9 protein-coding genes are annotated in these 9395 nt (G+C 74.3%); 3 read left to right on the top strand and 6 right to left on the bottom strand.

Features of this window, described 5'->3' with window-relative positions; translation table 11 throughout:
* From KBX39_RS13560 to rsmD, 3 genes are all read right to left on the bottom strand, one after another.
* The coding region (locus tag KBX39_RS13560; protein WP_210870835.1) for a hypothetical protein at nucleotides 1-376 on the bottom strand (376 nt) is incomplete at its 3' end.
* A gap of 141 nt (nucleotides 377-517) precedes the next feature.
* A complete protein-coding gene (gene coaD, locus KBX39_RS13555; protein ID WP_043325944.1) occupies nucleotides 518-994 on the bottom strand; it encodes a pantetheine-phosphate adenylyltransferase in 477 nt (158 codons plus the stop codon).
* Nucleotides 991-1554 (bottom strand): 16S rRNA (guanine(966)-N(2))-methyltransferase RsmD, encoded by a 564-nt coding sequence (gene rsmD, locus KBX39_RS13550; RefSeq protein WP_064447027.1) that lies wholly within the window; start codon nucleotides 1552-1554, stop codon nucleotides 991-993. Before rsmD ends, coaD begins: the two co-directional genes overlap by 4 nt.
* Before the next feature lie 249 nt (nucleotides 1555-1803).
* On the opposite strand from rsmD, the gene KBX39_RS13545 reads away from it, so the two are divergent.
* On the top strand, nucleotides 1804-2742 hold the full coding sequence (locus KBX39_RS13545) for a cell wall anchor protein (RefSeq protein ID WP_210870833.1): 939 nt from the start codon (nucleotides 1804-1806) through the stop codon (nucleotides 2740-2742).
* An 83-nt stretch (nucleotides 2743-2825) separates the two neighbouring features.
* Here KBX39_RS13545 and KBX39_RS13540 read toward each other — a convergent pair whose 3' ends face one another.
* From KBX39_RS13540 to KBX39_RS13530, 3 genes are read right to left on the bottom strand one after another with little or no spacing between them, the layout of a single operon-like run.
* Nucleotides 2826-3761 carry a serine hydrolase gene (locus KBX39_RS13540; protein ID WP_210870830.1) on the bottom strand — a complete coding sequence of 312 codons (936 nt, stop codon included), beginning with the start codon at nucleotides 3759-3761 and terminating at the stop codon, nucleotides 2826-2828.
* Nucleotides 3762-3821: 60 nt separating this feature from the next.
* Complete coding sequence (recG, locus tag KBX39_RS13535) at nucleotides 3822-6023, bottom strand: ATP-dependent DNA helicase RecG (protein WP_069087643.1); 2202 nt, start codon at nucleotides 6021-6023, stop codon at nucleotides 3822-3824.
* Complete coding sequence (locus KBX39_RS13530) at nucleotides 6020-7633, bottom strand: DAK2 domain-containing protein (RefSeq protein WP_210870827.1); 1614 nt, start codon at nucleotides 7631-7633, stop codon at nucleotides 6020-6022. Before KBX39_RS13530 ends, recG begins: the two co-directional genes overlap by 4 nt.
* A gap of 210 nt (nucleotides 7634-7843) precedes the next feature.
* Between KBX39_RS13530 and rpmB the strand changes: the two genes are divergently transcribed.
* Both rpmB and KBX39_RS13520 read left to right on the top strand, forming a co-directional pair.
* On the top strand, nucleotides 7844-8035 hold the full coding sequence (rpmB, locus tag KBX39_RS13525) for a 50S ribosomal protein L28 (protein ID WP_011905179.1): 192 nt from the start codon (nucleotides 7844-7846) through the stop codon (nucleotides 8033-8035).
* A 184-nt stretch (nucleotides 8036-8219) separates the two neighbouring features.
* Nucleotides 8220-9395: ATP-grasp domain-containing protein (locus tag KBX39_RS13520; RefSeq protein ID WP_210870824.1), on the top strand; the 1176-nt coding region annotated here is incomplete at its 3' end.

Raw genomic sequence — 9395 nt, 5'->3', positions numbered from 1 at the left:
TCGCCAGCGCGGTGTCGACGAAGTCGTCCACCTCCTCGCGGCGGCGCTGCGCCTCGCCCCGCGCCTCCGCGATGAACCGCGCGCCCTCGTGCTCGGCCGAGACGGTGATCTCGTTGACCGAGACCAGCCGCGCGTGTTCCGCCTCACCCTCGCTGATGATCCGGTCGGCCTCGCGCTTGCCGGCCTCCATGATCTTGTCCCGCTCCTCCAGCAGCGCGGCGGCCCGGCGCAGGTCGGCGGGAAGCTCCGCGCGCAACTCGTCGAGCGCGGCGATCATCTCGCCCCGGTCGACCATGCAGTTGTTGCGCGACATCGGGACGGAGCGGGCCTGCTCCACCATGGCGATCAGTTCGTCGATGCGATCGAGCGGGTCCACCGGTACCTCACTCCTGTCTTCGTCGGCCGCCCTCCATGATGCGGCCTGCGCCCGGCTTCGGCGCTGCACACATCATGTCGCGCCCGAGCCACCCACGCCCCACCCGCCCCACCCGGCGCGTCGCCCACCCCCGGCGGAGGGTCAGGGGCGGAGGCGGGTGGCCAGCTGCTCCCGGACCAGGTCGGGGACGTGGGCGGAGACGTCGCCGCCCCACTTCGCCACGTCCTTGATCAGGCTGGACGAGATGAACGAGTAGAGCGGGTTGGTCGGCATGAACAACGTCTCCACGCCGGCCAGGCCGATGTTCATCTGGGCCATCTGCAGCTCGTAGTCGAAGTCGCTCACCGCCCGCAGGCCCTTGATCAGCACACTCGCCTGCTGCGCCCGGCAGAAGTCGACGAGCAGACCGCGGAACGACTCGACCCGGACGTTGTCGTACGAGGCGGTGACCTCGTGGAGCATGTCGATCCGCTCCTCGACCGTGAACAGGCCCTGCTTCGACTGGTTGACCAGCACCCCGACGATCACCTCGTCGAACAGCCGGCTCGCCCGGCCGATGATGTCGAGGTGACCGTTGGTGACCGGGTCGAACGAGCCCGGGCAGACCGCACGTCTCATGATCGGCGACCGTACCAAAGAGTGGTCTCGCCGTAACGTCTGCTGCGCTCCGGAGTGACACCTTCCACCCACGTGACCGATCCGGAACGGCTGGACCGCTCGACGATCACCAGGGCGTCCGGGGCGAGCCAGCCGCCGTCGACCAGCGCCGCCAGCATCGCGGTGATCTCGGCGTCCGGCACCGCGTACGGCGGATCGGCGAAGACCACGTCGTACGGGCCGTCGGCCGGACCGGCGGCCAGCACGGTGGCGACCTTGCCGGTGACCAGACGCGCGGCGGGAGCGGCCCGGAGCGCGGCGATGTTGTCCCGGATCACCCGGGCGGCACGCGCGTCGGACTCGACGAGCAGCACGTGCGCGGCGCCCCGGGACAGCGCCTCCAGGCCGACCGCGCCGGAACCGGCGTACAGGTCGGCGAAACGTGCCCCGTCCAGGTCGACGTGCGAGTGCACGGCGCTGAACAGCGCCTCCCGGACCCGGTCGGAGGTGGGCCGGGTGCCGGCGCCGGGCGGCGCGGCGATCCGCCGCCCGCCGAGCGTGCCGGCCACGATCCGGGTCACCGTCGCTCCCTGCGCATGCCCCGACGCTACGCGACCCGCGCGCCGAGGTGGATCGAGCACCCGAGGTGACGCCGGGTGACTCGACGTACATCAATGATCTCGGATTCATAACGGACCCTTTACGACCCGTCGATCTCGGTAACGCCCGCACTGTCGATCTCGCTAGGGTCTGGCCCGATTGCCGGACGGACGCGCGGCTCCGGCCCCTCCGCCCGGTCTCTCCCATCCTCCCCCTCGTCAGGAGCAGGCGTGAATCGTCTCCACCTCCGGCGTGCCGCCGCCCTCACCGCCGGCACGCTGCTCGGCCTCGCGGGCGTCGCCACCGTCGCCGGCCCGGCCGCCGCCCACCACCCCGAGCCGTCCGGCAGCTACTGTGCCACCCCGAACGGCGCGGTCACCGTCACCTGGTCCGTGACCAGCAGCGAGACCGACATCTCCGGCCGCATCACCAAGCTCGTGTCCACAGTGCCCGGCCCGGTCAGCGGGGACCTGGCGGTCGGCGCCGAGCTGAAGCCGGCCGGCAAGGGCACGCTCACCGGCACCCAGACCCACACGTTCGCCGGCGCGATTCCGGAGCTGAAGCTGACCGTCGGGGCGCACTGGGACCGGGGCCGCAAGTCGCACGAGGGCGAGCGGACCGTGACGGCCCGCCCGGCCCGCGACTGCGTGACGCCGAGCCCGTCGCCGTCGCCCAGCACGTCGCCGAGTCCCACGCCCACGCCGAGCACGCCGGCCTCGCCGACCCCGACGCCGTCGGCGTCCCTCCCGCCGAGCCCGTCCACCCCGCCGTCGCCGTCCGCCCCGCCGGCGGAGCCGATCTTCAAGCTGGACCAGGACTGCGACTCGATGACGTTCGTCGTGGAGAACCCGGCCCAGGGCGCGCCGTTCACCGCCACGCTGACCACCGAGAAGGGCGTCACCAGGACGCTCGCGTCCGAGCCCGGCAAGACCAGCTCGGTCGAGTTCGACGCCTACCCGGGCCTCAAGGTCACGGTGAAGTACGACGTGGTCGAGGACGCCGAGACCATCCCGTACACCCAGCCGGACGACTGCTCCGGCCAGGGTGGCGGCCTGCCCGTCACCGGCCCGGCCGCCGGCGCCATCGTCGGCGGCGCCGCGCTGCTGCTCACCGCCGGCGCGGTGCTGTTCGTGGTGGCCCGTCGCCGCCGGATCCGCTTCACCGCCTGATCCGCACCCGAGGGCGCGTCGACCACCCGGTCGGCGCGCCCTCGCCGTGCCTGCCGCGGGTCCGGCACAGGGCGCGCGGGCGGTCAGACCGCGTCGAGCACCGACGTGACCGCGACCGGGTCGACCTCGGCCTGGTTGGTCAGCAGGACGAGCCGCTCGTCGGAGTCGGGCAGCCAGGCGGCGAACGCCTTGTAGCCACCGTTGTCCCCGGAGTGGTGCAGCGCCCGCCGGCCGGCCAGCGGGCCGACGAAGAACCCGTAGCCGTACGCCTCGTCGGGCCGTCCGGTGGGCGCGTGCGGCGCGGTCATCGCCGCCACCGAGGCCCTGGCGAGCAGCCGCCCCCGGCGTGGTACGTCGAGCCAGGTGAGCAGGTCCGCCCCGGTGCACCAGACGTCACCCGCGCCCATGCTCACCGTCGCGAGGTCCCAGGACGGCACCGCCCGGCCGCCCTCGTGGCCGGTCGCCACGTCCGGCCGCCCCTCGCCGGAACCGGCGAAGCTGCCGGTCATGCCCAGCGGCGCGAAGACCTCCCCGGCGAGGAACTCGGCGTACGGCCGGTCGGCCACCTGCTCGACGGTCCGGGCCAGCAGCACGTAGCCGGGACTGCTGTAGTGCCACCCGGCGCCGGGCGGGAACAGTGGCGGCAGCGCGGCGAACCGGTCGAGCAGCTCGTCCGGCTCGGCCGGCCCGTGCAGGTCGATCGCCGGGTAGTCCTCCCAGTGCCCGAGCCCCGAGGTATGGGTGAGCAGGTGGTGCAGCGTGATGCCGGACCACTGCGGCGGCGGCGTGCCGGGCAGCCGGCGTACGACCGGGTCGGACAGGCTCAGCGCGCCCCGCTCGGCGAGCAGCAGCACCGCCACTGCTGCCATCTGCTTGCTGATCGAGGCGATCTGGAATCGGGTCGCCGGGGTGCAGCGCCGGCCGGACGTCTCGTCGGCGACCCCGGCGACCCGGTCCACCAGGAGCTCGTCACCTCGGGCCAGAAGCAGCACGCCGCGTTCGGGTGATGGTGTCGACATCTGCGCGAGCCTAGGCACGCCACGGGCGTGCCGCTGCCCCGCGACCGCACCGGCCCGCCGTCAGCCCTTCTCCAGGTATTCGGCGCGTTCCTCGTCGACGAGCGCGGCCACCGAGGCCGCGAGCGCCGGATGCCGGGCCAGGTCCGGGTCCTCCTCGACCAGTTCGATCGCCTCGGCCCGCGCGTCGCGGATCAGCTCGGCGTCGCGTCTCAGCGACAGCAGCCGCAGGTGCGAGCGCCGGCCGGACTGGGTCGCGCCGAGCACGTCGCCCTCGCGGCGCTGTTCCAGGTCGAGTTCGGCCAGCTTGAACCCGTCGGTGGTGGAGGCGACCGCGTCCAGCCGTTCCCGCGCCGACGAGCCCTCGACCGCCTCGGTGACCAGCAGGCACAGACCGGCGGCCGAGCCCCGGCCGACCCGGCCGCGCAACTGGTGCAGCTGGGAGACGCCGAACCGGTCGGCGTCCAGCACGATCATCACCGTCGCGTTCGGCACGTTCACGCCGACCTCGACCACTGTGGTCGCGACCAGCACGTCCAGCTCGCCGTCGGCGAACGCGCGCATCACCGCGTCCTTCTCGTCGGCGGGCAGCCGCCCGTGCAGCACCCCGATCCGCAGCCCGTGCAGGGGCCCCTCGGCCAGCAGCGGGGCCACCTCGGTCACCGCCAGCGGCGGGCGCCGGCCGTTGTCGTCCTCCCGCGGCGCCTCCTCGTCCGACACCGGACCCTCACCGATGCGCGGGCACACCACGTACGCCTGGTGGCCCTTCGCGACCTCCTCGCGCAGCCGGCGCCAGGCCCGGTCGAGGAACGCGGGCTTCTCGGCGGCCGGTACGACGTGCGAGGCGATCGGCGAGCGACCCTGCGGAAGCTGGGACAGCGTGGAGGTCTCCAGATCGCCGTAGACGGTCATGGCCACCGTGCGCGGAATCGGGGTGGCCGTCATCACCAGCACGTGCGGCGGCTGGTCGGCCTTGGCGCGCAGCGCGTCGCGCTGCTCCACGCCGAAGCGGTGCTGCTCGTCCACCACCACCAGGCCCAGGTCGTGGAAGTCGACGCCCTCGTAGAGCAGCGCGTGCGTGCCGAGCACGATGCCGGCCCGCCCCTCGGCCACCTCGGCCAGCGCCCGGCGCCGGGCCGCCGCGCCAAGCGAGCCGGTGACCAGCTCCACCCGGGTGGCGTCCTCGGCGGCGCCCAGCTCACCGGCCCGGCCGAGCGGGCCGAGCAGGTCGAGGATGCCCCGGTGGTGCTGGGCGGCGAGCACCTCGGTCGGCGCGAGCAGCGCGGCCTGCCCACCGGCGTCGACGACCTGGAGCATGGCGCGCAGCGCCACCACGGTCTTGCCGGAGCCCACCTCGCCCTGCAGCAGCCGGTGCATCGGGTGCGCGGCGGCCAGGTCGGCGGCGATCTCCCGCCCGACGACCTGCTGGCCGGAGGTCAGCTCGTACGGCAGCCGGGCGTCGAACGCGTCGAGCAGGCCGCCCGCCTTCGCCGGCCGGGCCCGCGCCGGCCACGCCGCGGCCCGGTGCTTGCGCTGCACCAGCGTGAGCTGCACGGCGAACGCCTCGTCCCACTTGAGCCGCCGACGCGCCCGGTAGAGCGCCTCCTTGCTGGTCGGGCGGTGGATCTCGCGCAGCGCGGTGCCGATGTCGGCCAGGTTGCGGGTGGCCCGCACGGTGGCCGGCAGTGGGTCGTCCGGCGGGGTGAACGTGTCCAGCACGACGCGCACGCAGCGGGCGATCACCCAGGTCGGTACCGCCGCCGCGGCCGGATAGACCGGGATCAGGGCACCGGCGAACTCCTCGACCTCCTCGTTCGCCGCCGCCTCGCCCTCGCCGCCCTCGCCGAGCAGGACGTACTCCGGGCCGTTGAGCTGCCGCTTGCCCCGGAACTCGGTCACCTTGCCGGCGAACAACCCCCACCGGCCGGGCCGCAGCTCCCGCTCCCGCCACGCCTGGTTGCCGAAGAACGTGCAGGTGAGCACGCCGCCGGAGCCGTCGCCGACGGTGACCTCCAGCAGGTTGCCGCGCCGCTGGCGCATCGGGCGCACGGCGGTGCGCTGCACCTGGGCGAGCACTGTGACCTGCTCCCCCACGTCGAGCGAGCGGATGTCGGTGTGCTCGCCGCGCTCGTCGTACCGGCGCGGGAAGTGGTAGATCAGGTCGCCCGCGGTGTGCAGGTCGAGATGCCCGGCCAACGCCTTCGCGGTGCGCTCGCCGACCAGCTTCTTCAGCGGCGTGTCCACAGTGGCCGCCTCGCTCGTCATTCGACCCCCACCAGGAGCGGATAGTGCGGCTGCCCGCCCTCGTACGCCTGCACCTCGACGAACGGCCAGGCCCGCTCGACATGCTCACGGACCCGGTCGGCCAGCCCGGCCGGCGCATCCGCGCCGCACAGCAGCGTGACCAGCTCACCGCCACCGCCGAGCATCCGGTCCACCACCGCGATGCAGGTGTCGGTCAGATCCTGCCCGATCAGGTGCACCTCGCCCTCGACCAGCGCCAGCACGTCACCCGCGCGGGCCGGGCCGGCGACGGTGAGCGCCTCCCGGGCGGCGTGGCACACCTCGGCGTACCGGCAGGCGCCGGCCGCCTCGGCCATCGCGATCACGTCGTCCTCGAAGCGCCGCTTCGGATCGCGTACTGCGAGCGCCGCGAGCGCCTGCACCGGGGAACGGGTGGGCACCACGCTCACCTTGACGCCGAGGCCGTACGCCTCCTTCGCGGCCGCGCTCGCCACCGACTGCGTGTTCGGGTCGTTCGGCAGCACCACCACCCGGGCGGCGCCGGTGGCCCGGATCGCGTTCAGCAGCTCACCGGTGGACGGGTTGGCCGGCACCACCACGGCGCCCTCGGCGGCGAACAGCTCGGCTATGCCCGCGCCGGTGGCCACCACCACGGCGGCCCGGCCGTCCGGGCGCGCCACCTGCGGCGCGGGCGCCGGGGCGGTCTGGTCGGCGTAGCGGGTCACGCCGATGCGGTGCGGCCGGCCGGCGACCACGCCCGCCTCGATCGCCGCCCCGACGTCGTTGACGTGCACGTGCACGTTCCAGGTGCCGGCGCCGTCGCCGACGATCGCCAGCGAGTCGCCGAGCACTGCCAACTCGGCGCGCAGCCGGGCCACGGCCTCGTCGTCCGCGTCGAGCAGGTACTGCACCTCGTAGGCGTACACGTCGGAGCCGCTCTCCCGCACGGCGGTGGCCGGCGGACGGCGGGTGGGCGGCGCGGGCGCCGGCTGCGCCGGGCTCTCCCCCGTGACCACCTCGACCAGCGCGTCAAGCAGCAGACACAGGCCGCGCCCACCGGCGTCGACCACGCCCGCGCGGGCCAGCTCCGGCAACTGCTCGGGGGTACGCGCCAGCGCGTGCGCCGCCGCCTCGGCCGCGGCCCGGGCCACTGTGCGCAGGTCGTCGCTGTCCGCGAGACGGGCCGCGTGGGCCGCCGCGGCGACCACGCTGAGCAGCGTGCCCTCGACCGGCCGGGCGACCGCGGCGTAGGCGGCTGTGGTGGCGTCGGCCAGCGCGTCGGCGAGCTGCCGCCCGCCCACTGCGGGAGCGGCGGCGAGCGTGTCGGCGAGGCCGCGCAGGATCTGCGAGACGATCACCCCGGAGTTGCCGCGCGCCCCGAGCAGCGCGCCCCGGGCCATCAGCCGCAGCGCGTGCCCGTGCGGGGTGTGCCCGTCGTCGGGGAGGGTGCCGAGATCCATGGCCAGGGCCTGCTGGGCCGAGGTCAGCGTGAGGACCAGGTTGGTGCCGGTGTCGCCGTCGGGCACCGGGTAGACGTTCAGCTCGTCGATCTCGCCCTGGTGCCGCCGGAGGGCGGCCAGCCCGCTCGCGCACCAGCGGCGCACCGCTGCGGCGTCGAGGGTCTCCAGCACGTCGGGAAGCCTACTGGCGCGCACCGACACGCGCCGGGGTCGTCCGCCGCGTGTCCGCCCCGCCCGCCGGCCCGGCCGGGTCGCCGGTACGCTGGGTGGGCTCGCGAAAGGGCCGGTTGGGCGTACCGACTGTCATCGGGTAACCTGACCAGGTTGCCCGGGCAGCGCCTGGCGGCGACCTCATGAACGTTTCAATCCCAGGAGTATCCCGTGGCTAGCGTGTGCGACGTCTGTGGCAAGGGGCCGGGCTTCGGCCACAACGTGTCCCACTCGCACCGGCGGACCAACCGCCGCTGGAACCCGAACATCCAGTCGGTGCGCACCCCGGCCGGTGGCGGCAACACCAAGAAGTTGAAGGTCTGCACCTCGTGCATCAAGGCCGGCAAGGTCACCCGCGCCTGACGCGGTAGCGCCACCGAACATCGTCGGTCGCCGGCGGATCCCTCGGGATCCGCCGGCTTCTGTCGTATCCACCGACCCGCGCCGCACACCTGACCGACCGTACGGCGACCGGCTGGTACGGGCCGGTTAGGGTGCTGCTGCGCCGGCCGTCCGGTTCCGGCGCGAGCCGTGGGGAGGGTGACCGGTGGACCTCGATCTGGGTCGCGAGCAACTGGTGGTGGTGGGCGCGTCGTTCGGCTCACTGAGCTGGTTCGACCAGCAACTGCCGGCCGACACCGTGGTACTGGTCGAGGAGCCGGACGTGATCGCCCGCCGCGACCTGGCCCGGTTCGCCGAGCGGCTGCCGATGATCGGGCGACTGGTCGAGGCCGAGTACCAGACCGGCTTCGACGCCGACGCCCTGCTCGCCCGCGAGCCCGCCCTGGCCGACGCCCGGCTGGTCCTGCCCGGCCTGGAGTACGCGGTCGGCGCCGCCGCCCGGCTCGCCGAGCGGCTCGGGTTGCCCGGCGCCGGGGCGGAGGCCGCTGACATCTTCTCCGACAAGCACCGGATGCGGCTGCTCGCCGACCGGATCGGACTGGCCAACCCCGTCTACGAGCTGGTCGACGACCCGGCGCGGGCGGTGGAGTTCGCGCGGGCGCACGGCGGCCGGTGCGTGCTCAAGCCCACCCGCCGTTCCGGCAGCCTGGGCGTGCAGCTGATCACCGACCCGGCCGAGGTGCCCGCCCGCTGGGCGGCGAGCGCCGCGCCGCCGGACCCGGCCGAGGCCACCGAGCGCGGCCTGCCCACCGGCGTGCTGGTGGAGGAACTGCTGGTCGGCTCCGAGCACAGCGTCGAGCTGCTGGTCGCCGACGGCGAGGTGATCTTCGCTAACGTCACCGACAAGCGGATCGCCGGTGGCCGGTACCCGGTCGAGACCGGCCACACCGTGCCGTCCGCGCTGCCCGCCACCGAGCACGACGCGCTGCGCGCCGCCGCGGTACGCCTCGCCGAGGCGGCCGGCTTCCGCAGCGGCATGCTGCACAGCGAGTGGATCCTCGTCGACGGCGTGCCGACGCTGGTGGAGTGCGCGGCCCGGATGCCCGGCGACATGATCACCGCGCTGATCTCGATCGCCTACGAACGCGACGTCATCGAGGCGTACCTGCGGGTGCTGCGCGGCGAACGGCCGGCGTTGCCGGCGCGGCCGACCGGCGCGGCGGCCATCGAGTTCCTGATCGCGCCGCCCGGACAGGTCACCGCCGTCGACGGCAAGCGCGACGCGCTGCGCGTGCCGGGCGTGCTCGACGTGCAGGTCGAGACGAAGGTCGGTCAGACCGTGCCGGAACTGCTCTCCTCGGCGCACCGCAGCGGGCACCTG

It is taken from the genome of Micromonospora sp. D75, assembly GCF_018070405.1.
GTDB lineage: Bacteria > Actinomycetota > Actinomycetes > Mycobacteriales > Micromonosporaceae > Micromonospora > Micromonospora chalcea.
Note: the sequence above shows the minus strand (reverse complement) of the source record. Positions and strands in the feature narration are given on the sequence as shown.